Genomic DNA, 26,722 nt, shown 5'->3' with positions numbered 1-26,722 from the left:
GCTCGTGCACACTTGAGCCTGTTCCACTCAAGTCAGCTGGAGGAATCAACCATGGCACGTGCGGTCGGCATCGACCTGGGCACGACTAACTCCGTCGTCAGCGTTCTGGAGGGCGGCGAGCCCACCGTCATCACCAACGCCGAGGGTGCCAGGACCACGCCGTCCGTCGTCGCCTTCGCGAAGAACGGTGAGGTGCTGGTCGGCGAGGTCGCCAAGCGCCAGGCGGTCACGAACGTGGACCGGACCATCCGCTCCGTGAAGCGCCACATGGGCACGGACTGGAAGATCGAGCTCGACGGGAAGCAGTTCAACCCGCAGCAGATGAGCGCCTTCATCCTGCAGAAGCTGAAGCGGGACGCCGAGGCCTACCTGGGCGAGAAGGTGACCGACGCGGTCATCACCGTCCCGGCGTACTTCAACGACTCCGAGCGCCAGGCGACGAAGGAGGCCGGCGAGATCGCGGGCCTGAACGTCCTGCGCATCGTGAACGAGCCCACCGCGGCGGCGCTCGCCTACGGCCTCGACAAGGACGACCAGACGATCCTCGTCTTCGACCTCGGCGGCGGCACCTTCGACGTGTCCCTGCTGGAGATCGGCGACGGCGTCGTCGAGGTGAAGGCCACCAACGGCGACAACCACCTCGGTGGTGACGACTGGGACCAGCGCGTCGTCGACTACCTGGTCAAGCAGTTCCAGTCCGGCCACGGCGTGGACCTGTCCAAGGACAAGATGGCCCTGCAGCGCCTCCGCGAGGCCGCCGAGAAGGCCAAGATCGAGCTGTCCTCGTCCACCGAGACCTCGATCAACCTGCCCTACATCACCGCGTCCGCCGAGGGCCCGCTGCACCTGGACGAGAAGCTCACCCGCGCCCAGTTCCAGCAGCTGACCGCGGACCTGCTGGAGCGCTGCAAGACGCCGTTCCACAACGTCATCAAGGACGCCGGCATCTCCATCAACGAGATCGACCACGTCGTCCTCGTCGGTGGCTCCACCCGTATGCCCGCCGTCGCCGAGCTCGTCAAGGAGCTGACCGGCGGCAAGGAGGCCAACAAGGGTGTGAACCCGGACGAGGTCGTCGCCATCGGCGCCTCGCTCCAGGCCGGTGTCCTCAAGGGCGAGGTCAAGGACGTCCTGCTGCTCGACGTCACCCCGCTGTCCCTCGGCATCGAGACCAAGGGCGGCATCATGACCAAGCTGATCGAGCGCAACACCACGATCCCGACCAAGCGCTCGGAGATCTTCACCACGGCCGAGGACAACCAGCCGTCGGTGCAGATCCAGGTCTACCAGGGCGAGCGCGAGATCGCGGCCTACAACAAGAAGCTCGGCATGTTCGAGCTGACCGGTCTGCCGCCGGCGCCCCGCGGCGTCCCGCAGATCGAGGTCTCCTTCGACATCGACGCCAACGGCATCATGCACGTGACCGCCAAGGACCTGGGCACGGGCAAGGAGCAGAAGATGACCGTCACCGGCGGCTCCTCGCTGCCGAAGGACGAGGTCGACCGGATGCGCCAGGAGGCCGAGCAGTACGCGGAGGAGGACCACCGCCGCCGCGAGGCCGCCGAGAGCCGCAACCAGGGCGAGCAGCTCGTCTACCAGACCGAGAAGTTCCTCAAGGACAACGAGGACAAGGTCCCGGGCGAGATCAAGACCGAGGTCGAGGCCGCCGTCGCCGAGCTGAAGGAGACGCTCAAGGGCGAGGACACCGCCGAGATCCGCACCGCCACCGAGAAGGTCGCGGCCGTCTCGCAGAAGCTGGGCCAGGCCATGTACGCCGACGCCCAGGGCGCGCAGGCCGCGGGCGGCGAGTCCGCCGGTGCCGGCGAGGCCAAGGCCGATGACGATGTCGTCGACGCCGAGATCGTCGACGACGAGCGCAAGGACGGTGCCGCGTGACGGAGGAGACCCCGGGCTTCGAAGAGAAGCCCGACGTCCCCTCCGGCGCCACCTCCGACGACGCCGAGCCGAAGGCCGCCCCCGAGGAGGGGGCGGCCCCGGCCGGGGACGGACACGCAGACGCCGGTCTGGTCGCCCAGCTGGACCAGGTCCGCACGGCGCTGAACGAGCGCACGCTGGACCTCCAGCGCCTCCAGGCCGAGTACCAGAACTACCGCAGGCGGGTCGAGCGGGACCGGGTCGCGGTCCGGGAGATCGCCATCGCCAACCTCCTGACCGAACTCCTGCCCGTGCTCGACGACATCGGTCGCGCGCGGGAGCACGGCGAGCTGGTCGGCGGCTTCAAGTCGGTGGCCGAGTCGCTGGAGACCGTCGCGGCCAAGATGGGCCTGCAGCAGTTCGGCAAGGAGGGCGAGCCCTTCGACCCGACGATCCACGAGGCCCTGATGCACAGCTACGCGCCGGACGTCACCGAGACGACCTGCGTGGCGATCCTGCAGCCCGGGTACCGCATCGGCGAGCGCACCATCCGCCCCGCGCGGGTGGCCGTGGCCGAACCGCAGCCCGGCGCGCAGACCGTCAAGGCCGAGGACGCCGAGGAGGACACCGAGCCGAAGAAGGCCGGTGCCGCCGACAACGAGGAGAACGGTGGCCCGGAGGAGGGCTGACGTAATCACTGGAGCCCGGAAGGAGGGACGTCGGGGATGAGCACCAAGGACTTCATCGAGAAGGACTACTACAAGGTCCTCGGCGTCCCCAAGGACGCCACCGAGGCCGAGATCAAGAAGGCGTACCGGAAGCTCGCCCGCGAGTTCCACCCGGACGCCAACAAGGGCAACGTCAAGGCCGAGGAGCGCTTCAAGGAGATCTCCGAGGCGAACGACGTCCTCGGCGACCCCAAGAAGCGCAAGGAGTACGACGAGGCTCGCGCCCTGTTCGGCAACGGCGGCTTCCGCCCCGGGCCGGGCGCGGGCGGCGGCTCCTTCAACTTCGACCTGGGCGACCTCTTCGGGGGCGGCGGCACCAACGCCCAGGGCGGAGGCTTCGGCGGCGGCATCGGTGACGTCTTCGGGGGCCTGTTCAACCGGGGCGGCACGGGGACGACCCGTACCCAGCCGCGCCGCGGCCAGGACATCGACACCGAAGTGACCCTCAGCTTCACCGAGGCCATCGAGGGCGCGACGGTGCCGCTGCGGATGACCTCCCAGCAGCCCTGCAAGGCCTGTTCCGGCACCGGCGACAAGAACGGCACCCCGCGGGTGTGCCCGACCTGCGTCGGCACCGGCCAGGTCGCGCGGGGCTCCGGCGGCGGCTTCTCGCTGACCGACCCCTGCCCCGACTGCAAGGGCCGCGGCCTGATCGCCGAGCACCCCTGCCTGGAGTGCAGCGGCAGCGGGCGCGCCAAGTCCTCCCGCACCATGCAGGTCCGCATCCCGGCGGGCGTCACCGACCAGCAGCGCATCCGGCTGCGCGGCAAGGGCGCGCCCGGCGAGCGGGGCGGACCCGCGGGCGACCTGTACGTCACCGTGCACGTCGGCGAGCACCCGGTCTTCGGGCGCAAGGGCGACAACCTCACCGTCACCGTGCCGGTCACGTTCACCGAGGCGGCGCTCGGCGGCGAGGTGCGGGTCCCGACCCTCGGCGGCCCGCCCGTCACCCTGAAGCTCCCGCCCGGCACCCCCAACGGCCGCACCATGCGGGCGCGGGGCAAGGGCGCGGTCCGCAAGGACGGCACCCGCGGCGACCTCCTGGTCACCGTCGAGGTGAGTGTCCCCAAGGACCTGTCGGGGAAGGCTCGTGACGCACTGGAGGCGTATCGCGAGGCCACCGCGGGCGAGGACCCGCGGGCGGAGCTGTTCGAGGCCGCGAAGGGAGCTTGAGAGTGATGGACGGGCGTCGGCGCAACCCGTACGAACTGACCGAGGAGACCCCGGTCTACGTCATCTCGGTGGCGGCCCAGCTCTCCGGACTCCACCCCCAGACGCTGCGCCAGTACGACCGCCTGGGCCTGGTCTCCCCGGACCGCACCGCGGGCCGGGGCCGGCGCTACTCGGCCCGTGACATCGAACTGCTCCGCCAGGTGCAGCAGTTGTCGCAGGACGAGGGCATCAACCTGGCCGGTATCAAGCGCATCATCGAACTGGAGAACCAGGTCGCCGCCCTGCAGTCCCGTCTCGTGGAGATGCAGGCGGCCCTGGACGGCGCGGCGGCCGCGATGCAGCAGCGGGAGGCCGCCGTCCACGCCTCCTACCGACGCGACCTGGTCCCGTACCAGGAGGTCCAGCAGACCAGCGCGCTGGTGGTGTGGCGGCCCAAGAGACAGCAGCAGCCGGGCGACTGACGCCCGTCGGACGAACGGCCAGGGCCCGCGGACGTACCCCGTCCGCGGGCCCTCGTCGTGCCCGATCCGGTTGTGCCGCTCTTTGCCGGTCCATGAACTCCCTTTGAATGGAGGGTCCGTAAAGAGTGTTTGGAGGTGATTCCGCGATGCCTTCACAGAGTCAGCTGTGCGTGATGTTGCGGACTCGTTAAGTAGTTCTTCTTGACGCCGGGTGTGGCCTCCGCGTTGTCTTTTCAGACACCTGGGTCGTATTGCAGCGCCCACGTCCGGAACGCACCTGAAGTGAGCCCCCGAATGCGTCGTATCGCCATAGCCGTGGCCGCGTCCACCATGACCCTCTCGCTCGCCGGCTGCGGCATGCTCGACGCGACGGGGGACAGCGCGAGCGCGAGCCCGACCAAGGGCAACGACATCACCGTGGGCCTGCTGCTTCCGGAGACGGCCAACACCCGCTACGACAAGTTCGACTACCCCATCATCAAGAAGCAGGTGTCCGACCTCACCGGCAAGCAGGGCAAGGTCGTCTACGCCAACGCCGCGGCGGACGCCTCGCGGCAGGCCGAGCAGATGCAGAAGATGATCGACGAGAAGGTCGACATCATCCTGCTCGACGCGGTCGACTCGCACGCCATCGCCTCCGAGGTGAAGAAGGCCAAGGACGCGGGCGTCCCGGTCATCGCCTACGACCGGCTCGCCGAGGGCCCGATCGACGCGTACATCTCCTTCGACAACGAACTCGTCGGCGAGGTGCAGGCCCGCTCCCTGCTGGAGGCGCTGGGCTCGAACGCCAGCTCCTCCGACAAGATCGTCATGGTGAACGGCTCGCCGACCGACCCGAACGCCAAGCAGTTCAAGCAGGGCGCGCTCTCCGAGCTGACCGGCAAGGTGACGATAGCGGCGAGCTTCGACACCAAGGACTGGAAGCCGGAGAACGCCGAGGCCGAGATGACCCAGGCGATCGGCCAGATCGGCAAGGGCAACATCGCGGCCGTCTACGCCGCCAACGACGGCATGGCGGGCGGTGTCATCAAGGCCCTGAAGGCGGCCGGCGTCACCAGCCTGCCCCCGATCACCGGTCAGGACTCCGAACTCGACGCGGTGCAGCGCGTCGTGGCCGGCGAGCAGTACATGAGCGTCTACAAGTCCTACCCCGACGAGGCCCAGGCCGCCGCGCAGATGGCCGTCGCCAAGGTCCAGGGCAAGGACATCCAGTTCGACGCCCTCACCCAGGACAAGGTGGACAGCCCCACCACCAAGGGCATCCCGTCGCGGCTGGTCCAGGTGACCGCCCTGACCAAGAAGACCGTCAAGGACACGGTCATCGCGGACGGCATCTACACCGTCGGCGACATCTGCACCCCCAAGTACAAGGCGGCGTGCCTGGCCGTCGGCCTGAAGTAGCCGCCCCCGCGCGTACCGCGAGCCGTACGACCCCGGTCGTACGGCTCGCAGCCGTGTGGGGCCGCGCCACGGCCCCTGGGGGCCCTCCCGGGCAGCGCGCCGCCCCCGTGGGCGCGACACGGCGGTCCCGGCGCGACGGGGGACCGGGGCCGGTGCCGCTCCGGGCGCCCGGGGGAGCGACGCCGACGATGCCGTGGTCATGTGCCCGCCCCAACCGTCAGCTTGTTGCAATGCGAGGGGCGGAGCCTGGACGATTCCGGGGCATATCGGCGGTTTACGACTCCCACGATGGGGTGAGCCGTGTTGCGGACCCGGTCGGCGCCGCGCATAGTTGCGCTGCGGAAGTGGCAGCACACCGGGGGTGGAATGGGCGATGGCCGGGCGGAGGGCGGAGGAGCATCCTCACGGTGCCGACCGGCTGTGCGAGGCCGGGGATCGGTTGTATTCCCGGGCCGTACGCCGGGGACGGGTGCCTCGCACGGACGCCGACGCGGTGCCCTGCCTGCTGGAACTGGCCCTGCTGCACCCCGACCCCGACGACATGGACTGGCTGGTGCCGACCTCCCCGCAGGAGGTCATGACCAGGCTGCTGCGCGGGGTCCACGACGAGGTCAGCGAGAGCCAGCGCCGGGTGGGCTCGGCGGTGGCCGCGTTCGAGTGGTACGCCGGCCTCGGGCAGCTGCACGCGTCGCCGGCACCTGCCGGGGGCAGCGCGGTGCGGGTGCTGGACGGGCTCTCCCGGATCCAGGCCGCGATGGACGAGGCGACCGAGGCGTGCACCACCGAGGTGCTCACCGTGCAGCCGGGCGGCATCCGGCGCGAGGCCGAGCTGAGCGAGGGGCTGCACCGGGCCCTGGCCCTGCGCGGCCGGGGCGTGCGGATGCGCGACCTGTACACGCACGTCGCGCGGCACGGGCAGGGACTCATCAACTATCTGGAGCTGATGGGCGGCACGGTCGAGGCGCGCACGCTGGACGAGGTCATCGACCGGCTCATCCTCTTCGACCGCACGGTGGCCTTCGTCCCCGCCAACGCCGAGCGCACGATGGCCCTGGAACTGCGCCACCCGGCGCTGGTGCAGTACCTGGTGACCGTCTTCGAACGGCTCTGGCGCCTGGCCATCCCGCTCACCGCGCCGCTGCCCGACACCGGTATCGAGGGCATCTCGCACCGCGAGCAGTCCATCGCCGCGCTGCTCGCCGAGGGCCATCAGGACGCGGTGATCGCCGAGCGGCTCGGCATCAGCGTGCGCACCTGCCGGGCGCACATCGCCCGGCTGTCGGAGACGCTCGGCGCGGCGAGCCGTGCCCAGCTGGGCGTGCGCATCGCCCAGGTGGGGCTGGACGGCCGGCACCGGGGCCTGCCGGCCTCCCGGCTCGGCGCTCCCGACCCGGAGTCCCCGAGCGTGCGCTGAGACGTCCGGGCCGGGCGCGGCCGTGGGTCACCCGGCCGTCCCCTCACGCGCGTCGAGGATCCCCGACCGCCCGATGAGGTAGCCCAGCTGGGCGCGGCTGTCGCTGCCGAGGGTGGCGGCGAGCTTGGCGATGTGCAGCCGGGCGGTGCGGATGTTCATCCCGAGGCGCTCGGCCACGGCGGCGTCGGTGAGGCCCTCGACGAGCAGGGCGGCGATGGCCCGCTGGCGCGGGGTGACACCGTCCAGGGACGGGCGGGAGACGGCCTGCGGGTGCAGCGGGGTGGCCAGGCGCCACAGCCGGTCGAAGACCGTCGCCAGATAGCCGACCATCGCCGGGTGGCGGACCTCCAGCGCCAGGGTGCGGTCCTTGCTCGCCGGGAGGAAGGCCACCTCGCGGTCCAGCACGAGCAGGCGCTCGGTGATCTCGTTCAGGGTGCGGGCCTGTACGTCGCCCCTCAGCCGCTCGTAGCGGGCCTGGACGGTGGGGGCGTGGCGCAGGGTGTGCTGGTAGAGCGTGCGGATGCGGCCGCCGCGGTCCAGCAGGGCCTGGTCCCGGTCGAAGGCGAGGGCGTGCAGCTCGGGTGTCGTACGGGTGTGGGTGACGTGCGGCTGGATCGCCAGGCACTCGGTGCGGGCGTCGGTCATGGCGTGGGTGATGACCTGGTTGATGCGGTCGATGCCGCTGTGCACCCGGATCGTCGGCGGGTCGCCGGGGGCGGTGTCCGGCAGGCCGGGTCCCGTCCGCAGCAGGGGTTCGAGGGCCTTGGCGATGCGTGCCTCGCGCCGGCGCTCGTCCGCGACGCGTTCGGCGGAGGCGCACAGCAGTTCCTGCAGGGCGACGGCGGCGGCGACCGGTTCGAGCCGGCTCATGTCGGCCAGGGACGGCTGCAGCAGCCCGAACCGCAGCAGGCAGGGGGCGGCTTCGGCGTCCGCGGCCCTGATCCGCCCGTCCCGCAGGGCGCGTTCGTACAGCGCCGTGCCCTGGGCGCACAACTCCTCGATGCCGTGCTCCGGGTGGGGTGTCGGCCCTGTCATCGCGTCAGTGGTCCCGGTCCAGCAGGCCCGACTGTGCGATGAGGTAGCCGAGCTGGGCGCGGCTGCCGCTGCCCAGGGCCAGGGCCAGTTTGGCGATGTGCGCGCGGCAGGTCCGTACGTTCATGCCGAGGCGGCGCGCAATCGCCTCGTCCACGTGGCCCTCGACGAGGAGTTTGGCGATGGAGTGCTGGATCTCGGTGATGCCGTCGGGCGCCGTCTCGTAGCGGGCGCCGGCGCTCAGCGGGACCGCCCGGTCCCACATGAACTCGAAGACCTTGATGAGGTAGCGGACCAGGCCCGGGTGACGCAGTTCCAGGGCGACCTGCTGGTCGTCCCGGATGGGGATGAAGGCGACCGTCTCGTCGCAGATGATGAGACGCTCCACCAGCTCGTCGATGGTGCGGTACTCGGCCTTGCCGTTGGCGAGCTGGGAGACGTAGGCCAGCTTCTCCGGGTTGTAGCGCGCGGTGTGCTGGTAGAGGGTGCGGATGCGCACCCCGCGTTCGATCAGCGGCCGGTCGCGCTCCAGGCCGCGCAGCAGGCTCCGTTCGGACAGGCGCTCGCTGGGCTGGACGGTGAGCACCTCGGTCTGGCACTGCGAGGTGGCCTGGTTCAGCGCCGCGTTGATGCGTTCGCCGCCCTCCAGCACCGTGATGGAGTCGCTGGTCGTCGCCATGTGGCTGCTGAGGGCCATGAACGGCTCGAAAGCGTCGGCAAGTTGGATGGACAACCGCCTGCGTTCGGTGATCTCCCGTTCGATGGGGCTGAGCCGCTGTGCCAGGGCCACGGGCGCGGGAAGCGGGCGCAGCCATTCCGGATCGTCCGGGTCGGGGTGCAGAAGGGCGAACTCCAGCAGGCAGGGGGCGGGTTCGACCTCGGCGCGGGCGATGCGTCCGGCCCGCAGCGCGTCGGCGTAGAGGCGGCCCCCTTGCTCGCACATCTCGGTCACCGCATGGGGATGTGCAGCTTTAGTCTGATTCGTTGCCAAATCTCCACCCCCCAGGGTCCTGAACATGCAGGAACATGATGCATCGATTATGTGGCCACGACGTGCCCGAATGAGCCATCGTCGTACTCGACGGGGGAAGAGGGGACCTTCAAGTGAGGACGAAGCCGACTATGGGCAAGAGACTGCTTCGCTCGATACTTGTCGCCGCATTCTCCGTCCTGGTGACCGTGGGGGCGCTCGGCGGCCTCACGAGTGAGAAGGGTGACGCACGAGCGGACACCACCTGGCCGACCGTGGCCGCAAGGCACGCCGTCGCCAGTGACACCACGTGGCCGATGCAATCCACGGACGGTGTGAGGAGCTGACGTGACTACCCCGCCTGACGACCGCTCCTTCCGTCGTGAAATGGCCACCGCCTACCGCTCCGGATGGCACTTCATCGACCTGGTCACCGCCATCCCCCACAGTGGTGACTCGCTGATGGTGACCGTGTTCGGTGAGCCGGTCGTCGTCACGCGGGACGAGGACGGCGACGTGCGGGCGTTCCGGTGCCTGCGCAAGCCGCGCGGCGCACCACAGCCGGTGCGCTGCGCCATCCGGTACGGAATGATCTTTGTGAATCTGGACCAGCGGGACCACCGGTTGTCCGAGCCGGCGGACCCCGATCTGAGGACCATCTCGGCCACCCCCCGCAGTGCCTGACGCGATTCCCCCGTCGTAAAAGATCGCTCAGGCGCTTCCCCCCGCAGCGGCGTCACCGTGACCTGAACACGGTGACCCCGCTGCAGTTTGCGGAGACATTTCGGGGTATGGATGTGCTTCCACACTGGCTGGAAACAGCCGTGTGTCAGCCCCGCCCGAGCGCCCGTTCCAGCTCGATCTCGATGACCACGCGGAGGGGGTTCGGCCTGGGCGTGCGCCCGTAGCGCTCGGCGTAGCGCCGCTCCGCCTCCGCGATGCGCTCCGGCTCCGTGCGCACGCGCGCGCGTCCCTCCAGCGTCGCCCAGCGGCGCCCGTCCACCTGGCACGCGGCGACCCGGGCGCCCCCGGGGCCGGCCGCGCGCACATGGGAGACCTTCGCGCTCTCCCGGCTCGCGATCACCCGCGCGAGACCGGCCGCGGGGTCGTACGTCACCCCCACCGGCACCACGTGCGGGCTGCCGTCCGGCCGCAGCGTCGTCAGCGTGCACAGGTGCCGCTCCCGCCAGAAGTCGAGGTACGCCTCGTCCGGGGCACCCGGATCCACGGAGTATGTCGCCATGTCCGGAAACCTAGCCGGAGGGCCGTGCATCCATAGCCTTGAGTGGAATAGACTCAACTTTGTGTAAGTTGGTCAAGTCAGCAGTGGGATGCCGAGGAGGAGAACGCGAACGTGGACGCCGAGCTGACCAACAGGAGCCGGGACGCGATCAACGCGGCAAGCAGCCGCGCCGTGACCGAGGGGCACCCGGACCTCACCCCCGCTCATCTGCTGCTGGCTCTGCTCCAGGGCCAGGACAACGAGAACATCACCGACCTGCTCGCCGCCGTCGAGGCCGACCAGGCCGCCGTGCGCGCCGGCACGGAGAAGCTGCTGGCCGGGCAGCCCAGCGTGACCGGCTCCACCGTCGCGCCCCCGCAGCCCAACCGGGAGCTGCTGGCCGTGATCGCCGACGCCGGTGAGCGCGCGAAGGACCTCGGGGACGAGTACCTGTCCACCGAGCACCTGCTGATCGGCATCGCCGCGAAGGGCGGCGCGGCCGGCGAGGTGCTGGTGGGGCAGGGCGCCGCCGCGAAGAAGCTGCTGGAGGCCTTCCGGAAGGCCAGGGGAGGACGCCGCGTGACCACCGCCGATCCCGAGGGCCAGTACAAGGCCCTGGAGAAGTTCGGCACCGACTTCACCGCCGCCGCCCGCGAGGGCCGGCTCGACCCGGTGATCGGGCGGGACCAGGAGATCCGGCGGGTCGTGCAGGTGCTGAGCCGCCGCACCAAGAACAACCCCGTCCTCATCGGCGAACCCGGTGTCGGCAAGACCGCCGTCGTGGAGGGGCTCGCCCAGCGGATCGTGAAGGGCGACGTGCCCGAGTCGCTGAAGGACAAGCGGCTGGTCGCGCTGGACCTCGGCGCGATGGTGGCCGGCGCCAAGTACCGCGGTGAGTTCGAGGAGCGGCTGAAGGCCGTCCTCGCCGAGATCAAGGACTCCGACGGGCAGATCATCACGTTCATCGACGAGCTGCACACGGTCGTCGGGGCCGGCGCGGGCGGCGACTCCGCCATGGACGCCGGCAACATGCTCAAGCCGATGCTGGCCCGCGGCGAGCTGCGCATGGTCGGCGCGACCACCCTCGACGAGTACCGGGAGCGGATCGAGAAGGACCCCGCCCTGGAGCGCCGCTTCCAGCAGGTGCTGGTCGCTGAGCCGACCGTCGAGGACACCATCGCGATCCTGCGCGGCCTCAAGGGCCGGTACGAGGCCCACCACAAGGTGCAGATCGCGGACAGCGCCCTGGTGGCCGCGGCCACCCTGTCCGACCGGTACATCACCTCCCGCTTCCTGCCGGACAAGGCCATCGACCTCGTCGACGAGTCCGCCTCCCGGCTGCGCATGGAGATCGACTCCTCGCCCGTCGAGATCGACGAACTCCAGCGCGCCGTCGACCGGCTCAAGATGGAGGAGCTGGCGATCGGCAAGGAGACCGACCCGGCCTCCCGCGAGCGCCTGGAGAAGCTGCGCCGCGACCTCGCCGACAAGGAGGAGGAGCTGCGCGGACTCACCGCCCGCTGGGAGAAGGAGAAGCAGTCCCTCAACCGGGTCGGTGAGCTGAAGGAGAAGCTGGACGACCTGCGCGGCCAGGCCGAACGCGCCCAGCGCGACGGCGACTTCGACACCGCGGCCAAGCTGCTCTACGGCGAGATCCCGGAGTCGGAGAAGGAGCTGGAGGCCGCCTCCGAGGCCGAGGAGGAGGTCGCCAAGGACACGATGGTCAAGGACGAGGTCGGCGCCGACGACATCGCCGACGTCGTGGCCGCCTGGACCGGCATCCCCGCCGGGCGCCTGCTGGAGGGCGAGACGCAGAAGCTGCTGCGCATGGAGGACGAGCTGGGCAAGCGGCTCATCGGCCAGGGCGAGGCCGTCCGCGCGGTGAGCGACGCCGTACGGCGTTCGCGCGCCGGGATCGCCGACCCCGACCGGCCCACCGGCTCCTTCCTCTTCCTCGGCCCCACCGGTGTCGGCAAGACGGAACTCGCCAAGGCGCTCGCGGACTTCCTCTTCGACGACGAGCGGGCCATGGTCCGCATCGACATGTCGGAGTACGGCGAGAAGCACAGCGTGGCCCGGCTGGTCGGCGCGCCCCCCGGCTACGTCGGCTACGAGGAGGGCGGCCAGCTCACCGAGGCCGTGCGCAGGCGCCCGTACAGCGTCGTCCTGCTGGACGAGGTGGAGAAGGCCCACCCCGAGGTCTTCGACATCCTGCTCCAGGTGCTGGACGACGGCCGCCTGACGGACGGTCAGGGCCGCACGGTCGACTTCCGCAACACCATCCTGGTGCTCACCTCCAACCTGGGCAGCCAGTTCCTGGTCGACCCGCTCACCGGCGAGGCGGAGAAGAAGCAGCAGGTGCTGGAGGTCGTCCGGACGTCCTTCAAGCCCGAGTTCCTCAACCGGCTGGACGACCTGGTCGTGTTCTCCGCGCTGACCAAGCCCGAGCTGGAGCGGATCGCCGCGCTCCAGCTGGAGCGGCTCGGCAGGCGGCTCGCCGAGCGCCGGCTCACCCTGGACGTCACCCCCGAGGCGCTGGCCTGGCTCGCGGAGGAGGGCATGGACCCGGCGTACGGCGCCCGTCCGCTGCGCCGCCTGGTGCAGAGCGCCATCGGCGACCGGCTCGCCCGGGAGATCCTCTCCGGCGAGATCAAGGACGGCGACACGGTCCGCGTGGACCGCTTCGGCGAGGGCCTGCTGGTGGGCCCGGCCACCGGGAAGACGCTGTGACGCTCACACGGTGTACGCGCTGAACCGTACGAGGGCCCGGTCCGGGCCCTCGTACGCCACCTCCACCTCGACCGCGTCCCGCCCCGGTGCCGGCCGGGGGCGCCTCGTCGCCCTGACCGTTGAGGTAGAGGCAGAGGTCCGTCCCCTTGCCGCAGTCGTCCGTACCCGTCTCCGGTTCCGGCGCATGCGGATAGGCGGCTTTCAGCCAGCCGCGTACCCCGCTCCTCGGCATCCGGAAGGAGCCGTCGTAGCTGGTGTCCAGCCAGACCTGCACCGTGCAGTGCGCGCCGGACGCCTCCTCGGGCAGCTTCGCCCCGCCGAAGGCCAGCGCCTCGGCGCAGGGCGCCCTGCGCGGAGCCGTGGCCCGCTGCACCGCCTGGCCGGCCACGAACCCCACGACCCGCGGGATCAGCCACATCACGGCCGTGAAGCAGAGCCCCGCGGCGAGCGTGATCAGAATCCACCTGACGGCCACCCGTCCCGTCACACCGACCCCCACTCGTCCACCGGCCGTCCACCCCGGCAGCCGGATCATGTCGGCCAAAGGCTGACAGGCCCCGGCGGGGCTTGCCACCCCCCTCCCCGGATGGGGGAGGATGGCGGAATCCGCACGAAGGGAAAAACACGGTGAGCATCGACCCGTCCTCGATTCCGAACTTCGGGGGCCAGCCCGAGCCGCAGCCCCAGGGACCGGGTGGCCCCGTCGTCCCGGATCAGGACCTCGTGAAGCAGCTCCTCGACCAGATGGAGCTGAAGTACGTCGTCGACGAGGAGGGTGACCTCGCGGCGCCGTGGGAGCAGTTCCGCACGTACTTCATGTTCCGTGGGGAGGCCGAACAGGCGGTCTTCTCGGTGCGGACCTTCTACGACCGCCCCCACAAGATCGACGAGAAGCCCCAGCTGCTGGAGTCCGTCGACGACTGGAACCGCCGCACCCTGTGGCCCAAGGTGTACACCCACACCCACGACGACGGCACCGTCCGCCTCATCGGCGAGGCCCAGATGCTGATCGGCGCGGGCGTCGACCTCAACCACTTCGTCTCCTCCACGGTCAGCTGGGTGCGGGCCGCGATCGAGTTCGACAAGTGGCTGGTCGAGCAGCTCGGCCTGGAGCAGGAGGCCGAAGGGACCGACGAGCCCGAGGACGGCGAGGAGTAGGTCCGAGGGACTTCCGCAGCCTTCTACAGCGGCGCGTGCGCGAGCACGACCAGGTACGCGCCGTAGAGGTACGAGAGCCCGGCCAGGGACGCGACCAGCACGGTCGCGTGCCAGGGCCGGGCTCTCGCCGTACGCACCAGCGCCCGGGCCGGCGGCAGCAGCAGCGGGAAGGCGGGCAGCAGGAAGCGCGGCTTGGACTCGAAGACCCCCGACCCGCCGAGCACGACCAGCAGCAGCACCCCGCTGTACACCAGGAGCGGGAGCGGGGCCCGGTCCAGCACCAGCAGCAGGTACAGCAGCACCCCCACGGCCACCAGCAGCAGGGTCACCGGGAACACCAGGCGGCTGGGGTGCGTCACCAGCGTGTGCACGACGTGCAGCGAGCCCCGCCCGAAGTCGAACCGCGAGCCCCACCGCGCCTGCACGTCGAAGTAGCCGCCCAGCAGATCGCCCCGGCGCCGGCCGACCCAGAGCAGATACGCCGTCCAGCCCAGCGGGGCGAGCGCCGCGCCCGTCCACAGCCTGTGGGAAACCCGGCCGCGCCGCCGCCACACCTCCCAGGCGGCCGACGCCAGGACCGCGGCGGCGACCGCGAACCCGTTCGGCCGGGCGAGCCCCGCGAGCGCCGCCAGCGAGCCCGCCCACAGCCATCTCCCGGTCAGCACCGCGTACAGCGACCAGGCCGCGAACGCGGTCAGCACCGGCTCGGTGTACGCCATCGACAGCACCACCGAGTGCGGCAGCAGCCCCCACAGCAGCACCAGCGCGATGCCCACGGCCCGCCCGTACAGCCGGGTTCCCAGCGCGTGGATCCCGGCCGCGGCCACGGCAGCCGCGGTCCACGACACCAGCAGCCCGGCCCCGCCCCCGCCGAACGGGGTCACCGCGGTCACCGCCCGCACCAGCCCCGGGTAGAGCGGGAAGAACGCCAGGTCGCTGTAGCCGTGGCTGTTCAGGGCGCGGCCGTAGCCGTGGGCGGCGATGCCCAGGTACCAGACCGAGTCCCAGGACCGGGCCAGCAGGGACAGCGGATGTCTGCCCACGGCCTCGGCGAGCAGCGCCAGGACGGCGGCACCGGCGAGCCGTACGCCGAGGAACAGCCCCACGGCGACGCCGCTCGCCCTGACGAGGGACGTGGCGGTCCGCTCCCCGGGCGCCGGTTCGGGTGTGGTGACGGACGGAGCGAGGACGGTGCTGGCGTGAGTCACACCTCCGCACCTTGCAAGGGCCCGGGCGCGGATGCGAGCAGGGCGCGGCCAACTGGCGGTGCCCTGTCCCTCACATGGCCCGCAACCGCCGCGCCGCCTCCCGCAGCACCTCCTCGCGCTTGCAGAACGCGAACCGCACGAACGGCGCCCCCGCCTCCCGGTCGTCGTAGAAGACCGCGTTGGGGATGGCGACCACGCCCGCGCGCTCCGGCAGGGCGCGGCAGAAGGCGAAGCCGTCCTTCTCGCCGAGGGGCCGGATGTCGGTGGTCACGAAGTAGGTGCCGGCCGGCCGGAAGACCTCGAAGCCGGCCTCCGCCAGCCCCTCGGCCAGGATGTCCCGGCGGGCCAGCATGGACCGGCGCAGCTCCTCGAAGTAGGAGTCGGGCAGGGCGAGGGCCTCGGCCACCGCGTACTGGAAGGGGCCCGAGGAGACGTAGGTCAGGAACTGCTTCGCCGAGCGCACCGCCGTCACCAGCTCGGGCGCGGCCGTCACCCAGCCCACCTTCCAGCCGGTGAAGGAGAAGGTCTTCCCCGCCGAGCCGATGGTCACCGTGCGCCCGCGCATCCCGGGGAACGTGGCCAGCGGCAGGTGCTCGGCGTCGTCGAAGACCAGGTGCTCGTACACCTCGTCCGTCACCACCAGCAGGTCCCGCTCCACCGCCAGCTCGGCGATCGCGGCCAGCTCCGCGCGCGTGAGGACCGTGCCGGTCGGGTTGTGCGGGGTGTTGACCAGCAGCAGGCGGGTGCGGTCCGTGACGGCCGCGCGCAGTTCGTCGAGGTCCAGGCGGAAGCTGCCGTCGTGCGGCCTGAGGGTCACCGGTACCCGCCTGCCGCCCGCCATGGCGATGCTCGCCGCGTAGGAGTCGTAGTACGGCTCCAGGGCCACGACCTCGTCGCCCGGCTCCAGCAGCGCCAGCAGCGAGGCCGCGATGGCCTCCGTGGCGCCCGCCGTGACCAGCACCTCGGTGTCGGGCTCGTAGGACAGTCCGTAGCGGCGCAGCTGGTGCGCGGCGATCGCGGTGCGCAGCTCGGGGATGCCGGGGCCCGGCGGGTACTGGTTGCCCCGGCCGTCGCGCAGCGCCCGCACGGCCGCCTCCCTGACCTCCTCGGGGCCGTCGGTGTCGGGGAAGCCCTGCCCCAGGTTGATCGACCCGGTGGCCACGGCGAGGGCGGACATCTCGGCGAAGATCGTCGTCCCGAACTCGGCGAGCCGGCGATTGAGGTGGGGGCGCGCGGTGGAGGTCATGGCGGTCATCCTGCGCCCAAGCTCCGGAGTTCCTCAACCGGCCGCCCCGAACGAGCGCCTGCGCAGGTGACCGGTGTCCTGTTCCGGGCCCCCGCGGTCCTACCGAGGTCCCATGGTTCCTGCCTCGCTCGGGTGAGGGGCGATCAGCCCGCGGCGCGATGTGTCCGGCGCATGCCAGGCGGAGGCTGGGATCCGGCCGGAGACGCCGGCCCGGCGGTCTCGGCCGCCGGTCGATCGCGAAGGACCTCCCATGAACCGTTCCGTCATGCCCGGCCGCCGCATCCGGACCGCCGCGGCGGGCGCCGCACTGCTGATCGCCGTCGCCGCCGCCGGTACGGCGGTCGCCTCCGACGACGCGGCCGGGAGCCACGGGCCGAGGCGCGAGGCCGCTTCGCTGACGGGCACCGGCAAGCTGTACCGCTCCCTGGGGGACGACATCCACTTCACCTTCGACGCGCACCTGGGCGCCAAGGACCTGATGCGCCCGGACAAGGCGCACGGGACCTTCCGCTTCAGCCACTACCTGCACGGCGAGGGCGCGTGGGCGCAGGGCCGGATCGACTGCCTGGTCACGGGCGGCAAGGTGGCCGTGGCCACGGGCGTCATCACCAGGTCCACCCTGAGCGGGTCCGTGGACAAGCGGGTGGGCTTCACCGTCGACGACAAGGGCGGGCACGGCGATCGGCTCGGCTACAGCTGGGCGGCGACGGGCAGCCCGCGCGACACGGACGACCTGCCGAAGTGCGTGAGCTCCGCCCCGTTCGAGAAGGTGGAGAGCGGCGACTTCACGGTCGTCCCCTGGGAGCCGAAGCTCTAGAGGCACCGCCGGCGGGCGAAGGACCCTCTGAAGTTCCTCAACTCCGCTTTGGCCGCCGTGGCGCCCGGGCATCCCCCGGTCACCGCGGCCCACGGGGGGCTGTCTCGGGGGAACGGAAAGCAGGTGGCGTCATGGGAACCTTCTTCGTCGTGGCGGCGGTCGTGATCGTCTGCGCGGTGATCGCCACGTCCGTGGCCGACAGGAGCGGCAAGGGGCGCGGCGGGCGGTCGTCCGGCGCACGGAGCTCGTCGTCCTCGTCGTCCGACGGCGGCAGCTGGTGGGCCGGTGGCACGGACTCCGGCTCGTCCGGAGGGCACCACTCCGGAGGGCACCACTCCGGCGGCGGTCACCACTTCTGCGGCGGCGGTCACTCGTGCGGCGGGGGTCACTCCTGCGGCGGGGGCGGCTGCGGGGGAGGAGGCCACTGACCCGCGAGGGCCGGCCCTGCGGCGCCCGCGCCTGCCGCGCCACGGCGCCCGCCGGGCTGGGCATCCGGCGGGCGTCCGCCCGCCCCGGGACCCCGCCCGGCGGGCGCCGTGGTTGAACAGTTGAGCAGAGGAGCCCTCTGAGGGATGGAAACCCCACGAAGTTGGGTAAAAACGCTGTGGCGTCGTCACTGTTCATGATTCCCTCTAAATCGCCAACGCAGCCCCTCGGACGTCCCGCAGACTCCCCTCCCGGCCGGGCCGGCCGGGCTGACATGGCCGAACTCCCCCTCCATGCGTGTTAGCGGAGCCGATCCATGCTCACGACCCTGAACACCACCTACACCGATACCCGTGCGGCCGACCTGGCCTGGGCCCTGGGACGCGAGCCGCTGCCCGCACTGGCCACCCTCGACCTCGAACTGACCGGCGTGAAACTCCAGTTGCGGCTGCTCGGCGCGTCCCACCAGGTGCTCCTGGAGGAGCAGCGGGGCGTGTGCTCGGAGACGGTCGCGTGCATCGCCGGCTCCAGCACCCCGCTGCCGCTCGGCGTCGCCAAGCGCGTCGGCGACTGGGAGTACGAGTTCGCGGCGCGCGTCGAGGTGCTCACCCCCGGCTCGTTCGCGGGCCGCGCCCAGGAGTTGCTGGCCCTCGTCTCCGACCATCCGCACGGCCTCGCGGGCGTCTTCCCCGGCAGCCCGCACGCCTTCACCGCGATGCTGGCCAAGCGGCAGGAGGGGCAGGTGCACTGGCTGACCTGGCACGCCTATCCGCAGGACGGCCAGTTGGTCGCCACCAGGACCCGCGTCGGGGCACGGGTGCGGGTGGCGCGGCCCGACTGAGGCACGCCGTGCCACGGCGGGAACGGCATAAACCCACCAGGCGTCAACTGTCCCCAGATCCACACGTGTGGGTGACGAGGCGTACCCGGCGTGTGACGTAACGTCGGGGAGTGATCGAACCGCACGCCCCCGCGCCCCCGGGCGCCCCGCCCTCCTGGACAGGGCCGGCCCGGCTGCCCGTGCGACCCGGCACGGGGCGGTTCCTGGTCCTGGTGTGCGTCTTCGTCTGCGCCGCCTGTGGGCTCGTCTACGAACTCGAACTGGTCGCGTTCGCGTCGTACTTGATGGGCGACTCGGTCACCCAGGCCTCCGTCGTGCTGTCCGTGATGGTGTTCGCGATGGGCATCGGCTCCCTCGGCGCCAAACGGCTGCGCTGGCACGCGGCCGCCGGCTTCGGCGCCGTCGAGTCGGCCCTCGCGCTGATCGGCGGGTGCAGCGCGATGGCGCTGTACGCCGTGTTCGCCTGGACCGGCGGCTGGGGCGGCGTGTGGGCCGACGGCCCGCGCTGCCTCCTCGTCGCCTTCTCCCTCGCCATCGGCCTGCTCATCGGTGCCGAGGTCCCGCTGCTGATGGAGCTGATCCAGCGCATCCGCCGGCAGGACGCGGGCGGGGCGGTGGCCGACCTGTTCGCGGCCGACTACGTGGGCGCGCTGGTCGGCGGGCTGGCCTTCCCCTTCCTTCTCCTGCCGTTCCTCGGCCAGTTGACGGGCGCCCTGCTCACCGGCACGGTCAACGTCGTGGCGGGCGGCGCCCTGGTGCTGGGCCTCTTCCGCCGCGACCTCACCCGCCGCGCCCGCTGGACCCTCCTGCTGGTCGGCCTCACCGTGCTCGGCGTCCTCGGCTCCGCCGCCGCCCTCGCCGGCGACTTCGAACGGGCCGCCCGGCGCGCGGTGTACGGCGGGGACGTGCGGGTCGCCGTGCAGACCGGCGTCCAGGAGGTCGTCCTGGCCGGCGGCACCGACGGCAAACCCCTCGACCTCTTCCTCGACGGCCGGCTGCGCGTCGGCGGCCGCGACGAACGCCGCTACCACGAGGCCCTGGTCCACCCGGCCATGTCGGGGTCCCACGCGCGCGTACTGATCCTCGGCGGCGGCGACGGCCTGGCCGCCCGCGAGGTGCTGCGCCGCCGCGGGGTGCGGCGCGTCGACGTCGTCGAACTCGACCCCGGGCTCGTCCGCCTGGCCCGTCGCGACCCCGGGCTGTCCGCCGCCAACGGCCACGCCTTCGAGGACCCCCGCGTCCGCCTGATAACGGACGACGCCCTCGGGTGGCTGCGCGACGCCCCGGCGGGGGCGTACGACGTCGTGATCGCCGATCTGCCCGACCCCGGCATCACCGCCAGCACCAAGCTGTACTCCCAGGAGTTCTACGGTCTGACCCGCCGCGTCCTGGCCCCCGGCGGCCGCCTCCTGGTGCACGCCGGACCGGTCGCCGCGCGCCCCCGCGCCTTCTGGACCGTCGCCGCCACCCTGCGCGCGGCCGGCTTCGCCACCACCCCCTACCGGGTCCTCGGCCACGACTCCGGTTTCCCGGCGGGCCCCGACCGCTCGGCCGGCGCCCCCGGGGCACCGCACGACTGGGGATTCCTGCTGGCCGCCCCGGGCCGCCTGGCCCCGCCCCTGCGCCTGGACGCCGGGGATCACCCGCGCACCCTCACGCGGGCCGTGCTGGCGGCGGACCGCAGGGCGGCCGAGCGGACGCGGATCGGCGGGCTGCCGGCCTCCACGTTGGTTCATCCGCGCTACTGAGGGGCGACCCGGGCATGTGCGCGTCCATCCGAGGGTACGATCCGGCCCCACCTGGGTAGGCTCAGCCGACATGGAGCACCAGGTCTTCGTTCCGGTTCCGGTGGAACGGCTCGCAGCGGCACTCGCCGACCCCTCGCGAGTCGCCCGAGCCGTCCCAGGGCTCCAGCAGGACGCCGGCGCCGAACCCGTCGCCGGGCGGCTGAAGCTGCGCGTCGGCGGACACTCCGTCACCTACCGCGGCGCGGTGCGGGTGGCCGCCCGCGAGGACGGCACGTACGCCGTCGAGGGCGACGCCACCGAGGCCCGCGGCACCGGGTCGGTCAAGCTCGCGCTCACCCTGCGCGTCGCCGGGGCCGAGGGCGGCACCACGGTCACCGTGACCGGCACGGCGGACGCGGACGGCCGGATCACGGAACTGCCCGGGGAGGCGGTGGCCTCGGCGGCGGCACGGCTGCTGAACCGTTTCCTGGAATCCCTCGGGGCACAGGAGGGCGCGGCCCCGGAGCCGGAGTCGGCGTCGCGGCCGGAGCCCGGGCACACCTCCGTCTTCGACACCGAGATCCCCCCGCCGTCCCTCGACGCCGACGAGGACGACGAGGACGCCGGGGACGCGGGGGACGGCGAGAGCGGGAGCACCGGCGAGGACGCGGCGGAACGGCCCGCGGGAGACTTCGCCGACACCGGCGTACCGCCCGCCGAGGCCGCGCACGCGCGCCGCACGATGATCGGCCGCAGCGCCGAAGAGGTCGACCACGCCCCGCCCCGCGGCCGCTACGCCCCCGTACCGGCCCCCCAGACCGTCGCCGGCAGCCAGGCCCTGCGCTGGGCGGCCCCCGCGGCGGCCCTCGCCCTGGCCTCGGCGATCGTGGTGACCCGGGCCCTGCGCCGCCGCCGCTAGGGCCCGTCTGACCATTCGCGTCGGACCCGAAGGGCGGCCGCGCGGCGAGAGTGCGTGCATGGCGTCGCGCGGCAGACGGGAATGGTCGGACAGGCCCTAGGAACCGCCCCGCGGGCCCGGCCTCACGAAGGGTCCCGGTCCATCCCGAACGAGTCGTGGACCGGCCGCACCTCGACCGCGACGACGTGGAAGTCGAGGACGCGTCCGGCGATCTCCCGGGCCCGCTCCGGGGTCGCGCAGTCGACGACGTAGTAGGCGGTCAGGTGCACGGCCGCCTCCCCGAACGGCCCCCGCGCCGCCGTCGCCGGGCCGTCCGGGCGCCACCGGAGCGTCCTGGTGTCCCGGGGATACGCCAGCCCGGCGCCGTTCACCAGTTCGCCGGTACCGGCCAGATCGGCGTGCAGCGCCTCGTGCCTGCGGAACACCTCGGCACGCTGCCCGGCGGTCATCGCCTCGGTCGCCGCGGGATCGGCGTACATCAGCACCATGTACTTCACGGACCCACCCTGCACCCCGTGTACGCGCGACGCCCCCTTGATCGCCCCAGTAGGGTCGTGCCGTGAGTAACGAAGACATCACGCTGACCGCGGGCGACGCGGAGGTGACCGTACAGCCGGGCAACGGCGGCCGGATCGGCGGGCTGCGGATCGACGGCACGGAACTGCTGCGGCAGGGCGAGCGCTTCGGCTGCTTCCCGATGGTGCCGTGGTGCGGCCGGATCCGGGACGGCCGCTTCCTGGACGGCGCCACCGTCCGCCAGATGCCGCTCAACTCCCCGCCCCACGCCATCCACGGCACCGTCCGCGACGGCGCCTGGCGCACCGCGCGCGTCTCGGAGGCCGAGGCGGTGATCACGTACGAACTGGTCGACCCCTGGCCGCACTCCGGCCGCGTCACCCAGATCGTCACGCTCGCCGAGGACAGCCTGACGCTGACGATGGCCGTGGAGACGTACGACGACTCCTTCCCGGCGCAGATCGGCTGGCACCCCTGGTTCCACCGCAACCTCGGCGGCGAGGACGTGATCCTGGACTTCAAGCCCGGCTGGCAGGAGGAGCGCGGCGCCGACCACCTGCCCACCGGGAACCGGATCGACCCGAGGCCCGGCCCGTGGGACGACTGTTTCGGCATGCCCGGCGGCGTCGACGTCACCCTCACCTGGCCCGGCCGGCTGGAGCTGAAGGTCGCGAGCCGTGAGGAGTGGGCCGTCGTCTACGACGAGCAGGCCGAGGCCGTCTGCGTGGAGCCGCAGACCGGCCCGCCCAACGGCCTGAACACCCACCCGCGCCTGGTCACGCCCCTGGAGCCGCTGGAGGCGACGACGACCTGGAGCTGGCGGCGCCTTTAAGCTGGCTGCCATGACGGACGTACGTGCTGAGCTCCTGCAGCAGATCAAGGACAAGGCCGTGGTGCACGGCAAGGTGACCCTCTCCTCGGGTCTGGAGGCCGACTACTACGTCGACCTGCGCCGCATCACCCTCGACGGCGAGGCCGCTCCGCTGGTCGGCCAGGTGCTCCTGGATCTGACCGCCGACCTGGAGTTCGACGCGGTGGGCGGCCTCACCATGGGCGCCGACCCGGTCGCCGCCGCCATGCTGCACGCCGCCGCCGCGCGCGGCAGGCGGCTGGACGCCTTCGTCGTCCGCAAGGCGGCGAAGGCGCACGGCATGCAGCGCAGGGTCGAGGGCCCGGACATCGCCGGCCGCCGGGTCCTGGTCGTCGAGGACACCTCCACCACCGGCGGCTCCCCGCTGACCGCCGTGGAGGCCGTGCGCGAGGCCGGGGCCGAGGTCGTCGCCGTCGCGACCATCGTCGACCGCGCGACCGGTGCCGCCGAGAAGATCGAGGCCGGCGCGGGCGTTCCGTACCGGTTCGCCTTCTCGAAGGATGAACTGGGTCTGGACTGACACGCCCCTTTGACCTGGACTTGGGGGCGTCGACCAGCACCACGTGTCTGGAAGGATGAGGGGCGACGACGACGTCACCCCTCAGGTCTAGGTCAGGGCCGTAACGCAGAACGCCAACCGCAACACAAGGAGCGGACAGATGCCCATCGCAACCCCCGAGGTCTACAACGAGATGCTCGACCGGGCGAAGGCAGGCAAGTTCGCCTACCCGGCCATCAACGTGACCTCGAGCCAGACCCTGAACGCGGCGCTGCGCGGCTTCGCGGAGGCGGAGAGCGACGGCATCGTCCAGATCTCCACGGGTGGTGCGGAGTTCCTCGGCGGCCAGTACAGCAAGGACATGGTGACCGGCGCGGTCGCGCTCGCCGAGTACGCGCACATCATCGCGGAGAAGTACCCGGTCAACATCGCGCTGCACACCGACCACTGCCCGAAGGACAAGCTCGACGGGTACGTACGCCCGCTGATCGCCCTGTCGAAGAAGCGCGTCGACGCCGGTCTCGCCCCGCTGTTCCAGTCGCACATGTGGGACGGCTCCGCCGAGACCCTCGCCGACAACCTGGAGATCGCGCAGGAGCTGCTGGAGCAGGCTCGCGCCGCCAGGATCATCCTGGAGGTGGAGATCACCCCGACCGGCGGTGAGGAGGACGGCGTCTCGCACGAGATCAACGACTCCCTGTACACCACGGTCGAGGACGCGATCCGTACGGCGGAGGCCCTCGGCCTGGGCGAGAAGGGCCGCTACCTGCTGGCCGCCTCCTTCGGCAACGTGCACGGCGTCTACAAGCCGGGCAACGTGGTGCTCCGTCCCGAGCTGCTGAAGGAGCTGAACGAGGGCGTCGCCGCCCGCTTCGGCAAGGAGTCCCCGTTCGACTTCGTCTTCCACGGCGGCTCCGGCTCCACCGAGCAGGAGATCCAGACCGCGCTGGACAACGGCGTCGTGAAGATGAACCTCGACACCGACACCCAGTACGCGTTCACCCGCCCGGTCGCGGGCCACATGTTCGCGAACTACGACGGCGTCCTGAAGATCGACGGCGAGGTCGGCAACAAGAAGGCCTACGACCCGCGCACCTGGGGCAAGCTGGCCGAGGCGTCGATGGCCGCGCGCGTCGTCGAGGCCACGCAGAACCTGCGCTCGGCGGGCAACCGGATCAAGTAGGCGGTACGTGGTTCCGGCGGGTCCCGCGGCCGTTGGTGCCGCCGGGCCCGCCGTCTCGCTGTATACCTGGGTACGTGCCCGACGTCCGGCTGGCCTCGTCCCAGGGCAAGTGGATCCTGTTCACCACGGTCCTCGGCTCCAGCATGGCCATGCTGGACTCGACCGTCGTCAACGTGGCGCTGCCGACCATCGGCCGCGACCTCGACGCGAGTCTCGCCGCGCTCCAGTGGACGGTCAACGCCTACATGGTCACGCTGGCCGGCCTGATCCTCCTCGGCGGCTCGCTCGGAGACCGCTACGGCCGCCGCAGGATCTTCGTGCTCGGCGTGGTCTGGTTCGCGGTCGCCTCCCTGCTGTGCGGCCTGTCCCCGAGCCCCGTCCTGCTCGTCGCCGCGCGCGCGTTGCAGGGCGTCGGCGGCGCGCTGCTCACCCCCGGCTCCCTGGCGCTGATCCAGGCCTCCTTCCACCGGGACGACCGCAGCCGGGCCGTCGGCCTCTGGTCCGGCTTCGGCGGGATCGGCGCGGCGGTCGGCCCGTTCCTCGGCGGCTGGCTGGTGTCCGGCCCCGGCTGGCGCTGGGTGTTCCTGCTCAACGTGCCGCTGGCCCTGCTGTGCGTGCCGGTGGCGCTGCGGCACGTGCCGGAATCGGCCGACGAGGGCGAGCACGGCCGCTTCGACGTCCTCGGCGCGGCTCTCGGCGCCCTCGCCCTCGCGCTGCTCACCTACGCGCTGATCGAGGCCCAGGGCGGCACCGTGGCGGTGGCCGTGACCGGGGTGGCGGGACTGGCGGCGGCCGTGGCCTTCGTCCACGTCGAAAGACACCGCCCGGACCCGATGCTCCCGCCGGACATCTTCTCCTCGCGCCAGTTCACCGCGGTCAACCTCGTCACCCTGTGCGTGTACGGGGCCTTCGGCGGCTACTTCTTCCTCACCGCCCTCCAGCTGCAGGTGGTCGCGGGCTACTCGCCGCTGGCCGCGGGTACGGCCCTGCTGCCCACCACCGCCCTGATGCTGCTGTTCTCCTCCCGCTCGGGCGCCCTCGCCGACCACATCGGGCCCCGGCTGCCGCTCACCGTAGGCCCGCTGCTGTGCGCGGCGGCGATGCTGCTGATGCTCCGGGTGGGGCCGGGCGCCGACTATGTCACGCACGTCCTGCCCGCCGTGCTGGTCATGGGCACCGGCATGGTCACCCTCGTCGCCCCGCTGACCGCCACCGTCCTGGCCTCCGTGGACACCGCGCGGGCGGGCCTGGCCAGCGGCATCAACAACGCGGCCGCGCGGGCGGCGGGCCTCGTCGCCGTGGCCGCGCTGCCGCTGCTCGCGGGGATGGGACCGGAGGCGTACCGGGTTCCCGCGGCCTTCGACGCGGCGTTCCGGTGGGCGATGCCGATCTGCGCGGGGGTGCTGGTGGTCGGCTCGCTGCTGGCGTTCACCCTGGTCCGCCGCCCCGCCCCCGACTGCCGCCGGCCGGAATGCGTGACCCACGGCTGCGTGACGGCTCCGCCGCTGGAGCGGGGGCGGCGGGGGTAGGGGGTGGCGGGCCTGGTTGCCTGCCGGTGCGGGTGAGTGTGGGGCGGGGCGGGCTCGGGAGCGGCTGGGTCCGAGGGGCGGGTGCGGGGCTTGGGGGTGGCGGGGGTCGGGCGTCAGGTGTGAGGCGTGGTGGGCTTGGGGGTGGCTGGGCTCGGGCGCCGGGTGCGGGTGCTTCGTGGCCGGGCGCGCAGTTTCCCGCGCCCCTTCGGGGCGCGGGGCACCCGGACAGCTCAGGGTGCCGGGTCGCCCCGCACACCCGGCGGAGCCACGTGCGGGAGACTGAGGGCATGACGATTCACGAGAACCTCCTCGGCGGCCCGCCCTCCACTCACCTCCCCGACGACCCGGAGCCCCGCGAGCTGCTCGCGTCCGGCACCGCCCCCACGGACGTCGCGGCGAAGTACCCCACCTCCTCCCTCGCCTGGGCCCAGCTCGCCGACGACGCGTTCGAGCGCGGCGCGGCCGTGGAGTCGTACGCCTACGCCCGTACGGGCTACCACCGCGGCCTGGACGCCCTGCGCCGCAGCGGCTGGAAGGGCCACGGCCCGGTCCCCTGGGAGCACGAGCCGAACCGCGGCTTCCTGCGCGCCCTGCACGCCCTCGCCCGCGCCGCACAGACGATCGGCGAGCAGGACGAGTACGAGCGCTGCAGCCAGTTCCTGAAGGACTCCTCGCCCACGGCGGCCCAGACCCTCGGCTGAGTCAGGAGTCACCGGTGTGGCCCGTCTGGCAGCAGACGGGCCTTGCCGTGACGGAGGTGATTGCGGAGGATGCCG

General features: G+C 72.1%; 26 protein-coding genes. 20 read left to right on the top strand and 6 right to left on the bottom strand.

Annotated elements, in window-relative coordinates:
* Positions 1–51 precede the first annotated feature (51 nt).
* From dnaK to ACZ7FF_RS09425, 6 genes are all read left to right on the top strand, one after another.
* Complete coding sequence (gene dnaK / locus ACZ7FF_RS09450) at positions 52–1,896, top strand: molecular chaperone DnaK (RefSeq protein ID WP_470810829.1); 1,845 nt, start codon at positions 52–54, stop codon at positions 1,894–1,896.
* Entirely contained in the window at positions 1,893–2,564 is a 672-nt protein-coding gene (gene grpE, locus ACZ7FF_RS09445) for a nucleotide exchange factor GrpE (protein ID WP_470810827.1), read from the top strand. Before dnaK ends, grpE begins: the two co-directional genes overlap by 4 nt.
* A 36-nt stretch (positions 2,565–2,600) precedes the next feature.
* Positions 2,601–3,776: a molecular chaperone DnaJ gene (dnaJ, locus tag ACZ7FF_RS09440; RefSeq protein ID WP_470810826.1), complete on the top strand. Its 1,176-nt coding sequence runs from the start codon at positions 2,601–2,603 to the stop codon at positions 3,774–3,776.
* A gap of 5 nt (positions 3,777–3,781) precedes the next feature.
* Positions 3,782–4,237 (top strand): heat shock protein transcriptional repressor HspR, encoded by a 456-nt coding sequence (locus tag ACZ7FF_RS09435; RefSeq protein ID WP_470810824.1) that lies wholly within the window; start codon positions 3,782–3,784, stop codon positions 4,235–4,237.
* 294 nt (positions 4,238–4,531) lie between these two features.
* Positions 4,532–5,638 carry a substrate-binding domain-containing protein gene (locus tag ACZ7FF_RS09430; protein WP_470810822.1) on the top strand — a complete coding sequence of 369 codons (1,107 nt, stop codon included), beginning with the start codon at positions 4,532–4,534 and terminating at the stop codon, positions 5,636–5,638.
* 373 nt (positions 5,639–6,011) lie between these two features.
* Complete coding sequence (locus tag ACZ7FF_RS09425; protein ID WP_470810821.1) at positions 6,012–7,052, top strand: helix-turn-helix transcriptional regulator; 1,041 nt, start codon at positions 6,012–6,014, stop codon at positions 7,050–7,052.
* A gap of 27 nt (positions 7,053–7,079) precedes the next feature.
* Here the strand turns inward: ACZ7FF_RS09425 and ACZ7FF_RS09420 are convergent, their stop codons facing one another.
* Both ACZ7FF_RS09420 and ACZ7FF_RS09415 read right to left on the bottom strand, forming a co-directional pair.
* On the bottom strand, positions 7,080–8,087 hold the full coding sequence (locus ACZ7FF_RS09420) for a helix-turn-helix transcriptional regulator (RefSeq protein ID WP_470810819.1): 1,008 nt from the start codon (positions 8,085–8,087) through the stop codon (positions 7,080–7,082).
* Between the two features lie 4 nt (positions 8,088–8,091).
* Positions 8,092–9,102: a helix-turn-helix transcriptional regulator gene (locus ACZ7FF_RS09415; RefSeq protein ID WP_470810817.1), complete on the bottom strand. Its 1,011-nt coding sequence runs from the start codon at positions 9,100–9,102 to the stop codon at positions 8,092–8,094.
* A 300-nt stretch (positions 9,103–9,402) separates the two neighbouring features.
* On the opposite strand from ACZ7FF_RS09415, the gene ACZ7FF_RS09410 reads away from it, so the two are divergent.
* Entirely contained in the window at positions 9,403–9,738 is a 336-nt protein-coding gene (locus ACZ7FF_RS09410; protein WP_470810815.1) for a hypothetical protein, read from the top strand.
* A gap of 145 nt (positions 9,739–9,883) precedes the next feature.
* On the opposite strand, the gene ACZ7FF_RS09405 is transcribed toward ACZ7FF_RS09410, so the two are convergent.
* Positions 9,884–10,297, bottom strand: coding sequence for a pyridoxamine 5'-phosphate oxidase family protein (locus ACZ7FF_RS09405; protein ID WP_470810813.1), 414 nt, complete (start codon positions 10,295–10,297; stop codon positions 9,884–9,886).
* A 111-nt stretch (positions 10,298–10,408) separates the two neighbouring features.
* On the opposite strand from ACZ7FF_RS09405, the gene clpB reads away from it, so the two are divergent.
* From clpB to ACZ7FF_RS09390, 3 genes are all read left to right on the top strand, one after another.
* Positions 10,409–13,006 carry an ATP-dependent chaperone ClpB gene (gene clpB, locus ACZ7FF_RS09400; RefSeq protein WP_470810812.1) on the top strand — a complete coding sequence of 866 codons (2,598 nt, stop codon included), beginning with the start codon at positions 10,409–10,411 and terminating at the stop codon, positions 13,004–13,006.
* A gap of 254 nt (positions 13,007–13,260) precedes the next feature.
* Positions 13,261–13,557, top strand: coding sequence for a hypothetical protein (locus ACZ7FF_RS09395; protein WP_470810810.1), 297 nt, complete (start codon positions 13,261–13,263; stop codon positions 13,555–13,557).
* A gap of 76 nt (positions 13,558–13,633) precedes the next feature.
* A complete protein-coding gene (locus ACZ7FF_RS09390; protein WP_470810809.1) occupies positions 13,634–14,164 on the top strand; it encodes a type III secretion system chaperone family protein in 531 nt (176 codons plus the stop codon).
* 23 nt (positions 14,165–14,187) lie between these two features.
* Here the strand turns inward: ACZ7FF_RS09390 and ACZ7FF_RS09385 are convergent, their stop codons facing one another.
* A complete protein-coding gene (locus ACZ7FF_RS09385) occupies positions 14,188–15,372 on the bottom strand; it encodes a hypothetical protein (protein ID WP_470810807.1) in 1,185 nt (394 codons plus the stop codon).
* Positions 15,373–15,442: 70 nt separating this feature from the next.
* Positions 15,443–16,627: a pyridoxal phosphate-dependent aminotransferase gene (locus ACZ7FF_RS09380; protein WP_470810805.1), complete on the bottom strand. Its 1,185-nt coding sequence runs from the start codon at positions 16,625–16,627 to the stop codon at positions 15,443–15,445.
* Positions 16,628–16,868: 241 nt separating this feature from the next.
* On the opposite strand from ACZ7FF_RS09380, the gene ACZ7FF_RS09375 reads away from it, so the two are divergent.
* The 5 genes from ACZ7FF_RS09375 (at position 16,869) to ACZ7FF_RS09355 (ending at position 21,348) form a co-directional block, all read left to right on the top strand.
* Positions 16,869–17,435 carry a hypothetical protein gene (locus tag ACZ7FF_RS09375; protein ID WP_470810804.1) on the top strand — a complete coding sequence of 189 codons (567 nt, stop codon included), beginning with the start codon at positions 16,869–16,871 and terminating at the stop codon, positions 17,433–17,435.
* A 131-nt stretch (positions 17,436–17,566) separates the two neighbouring features.
* Positions 17,567–17,863, top strand: a complete 297-nt coding sequence (locus ACZ7FF_RS09370) for a hypothetical protein (protein WP_470810802.1) — start codon at positions 17,567–17,569, stop codon at positions 17,861–17,863.
* 314 nt (positions 17,864–18,177) lie between these two features.
* Positions 18,178–18,702: a DUF2617 family protein gene (locus tag ACZ7FF_RS09365; RefSeq protein WP_470810800.1), complete on the top strand. Its 525-nt coding sequence runs from the start codon at positions 18,178–18,180 to the stop codon at positions 18,700–18,702.
* Between the two features lie 110 nt (positions 18,703–18,812).
* Positions 18,813–20,450, top strand: a complete 1,638-nt coding sequence (locus tag ACZ7FF_RS09360) for a polyamine aminopropyltransferase (RefSeq protein WP_470810799.1) — start codon at positions 18,813–18,815, stop codon at positions 20,448–20,450.
* A gap of 70 nt (positions 20,451–20,520) precedes the next feature.
* Positions 20,521–21,348 (top strand): SRPBCC family protein, encoded by an 828-nt coding sequence (locus ACZ7FF_RS09355; protein ID WP_470810797.1) that lies wholly within the window; start codon positions 20,521–20,523, stop codon positions 21,346–21,348.
* A gap of 122 nt (positions 21,349–21,470) precedes the next feature.
* On the opposite strand, the gene ACZ7FF_RS09350 is transcribed toward ACZ7FF_RS09355, so the two are convergent.
* The gene (locus tag ACZ7FF_RS09350; RefSeq protein WP_470811436.1) at positions 21,471–21,836 is read right to left on the bottom strand and encodes a YciI family protein; all 366 of its coding nucleotides are present in this window, start codon (positions 21,834–21,836) and stop codon (positions 21,471–21,473) included.
* A 71-nt stretch (positions 21,837–21,907) separates the two neighbouring features.
* Between ACZ7FF_RS09350 and ACZ7FF_RS09345 the strand changes: the two genes are divergently transcribed.
* The 5 genes from ACZ7FF_RS09345 to ACZ7FF_RS09325 all read left to right on the top strand — a co-directional run bounded on the left by ACZ7FF_RS09345 (position 21,908) and on the right by ACZ7FF_RS09325 (position 26,647).
* On the top strand, positions 21,908–22,696 hold the full coding sequence (locus ACZ7FF_RS09345) for an aldose epimerase family protein (protein WP_470810796.1): 789 nt from the start codon (positions 21,908–21,910) through the stop codon (positions 22,694–22,696).
* A gap of 10 nt (positions 22,697–22,706) precedes the next feature.
* Positions 22,707–23,255 (top strand): orotate phosphoribosyltransferase, encoded by a 549-nt coding sequence (pyrE, locus tag ACZ7FF_RS09340; RefSeq protein ID WP_470810795.1) that lies wholly within the window; start codon positions 22,707–22,709, stop codon positions 23,253–23,255.
* A gap of 139 nt (positions 23,256–23,394) precedes the next feature.
* Complete coding sequence (gene fbaA, locus ACZ7FF_RS09335) at positions 23,395–24,417, top strand: class II fructose-bisphosphate aldolase (protein ID WP_470810793.1); 1,023 nt, start codon at positions 23,395–23,397, stop codon at positions 24,415–24,417.
* 74 nt (positions 24,418–24,491) lie between these two features.
* Positions 24,492–25,946 (top strand): MFS transporter, encoded by a 1,455-nt coding sequence (locus ACZ7FF_RS09330; RefSeq protein WP_470810792.1) that lies wholly within the window; start codon positions 24,492–24,494, stop codon positions 25,944–25,946.
* A 287-nt stretch (positions 25,947–26,233) separates the two neighbouring features.
* Complete coding sequence (locus ACZ7FF_RS09325; RefSeq protein WP_470810790.1) at positions 26,234–26,647, top strand: DUF3151 domain-containing protein; 414 nt, start codon at positions 26,234–26,236, stop codon at positions 26,645–26,647.
* The last annotated feature ends 75 nt before the right edge of the window (positions 26,648–26,722 follow it).

This window comes from Streptomyces sp. NPDC037126 (assembly GCF_055605965.1).
Note: the sequence above shows the minus strand (reverse complement) of the source record. Positions and strands in the feature narration are given on the sequence as shown.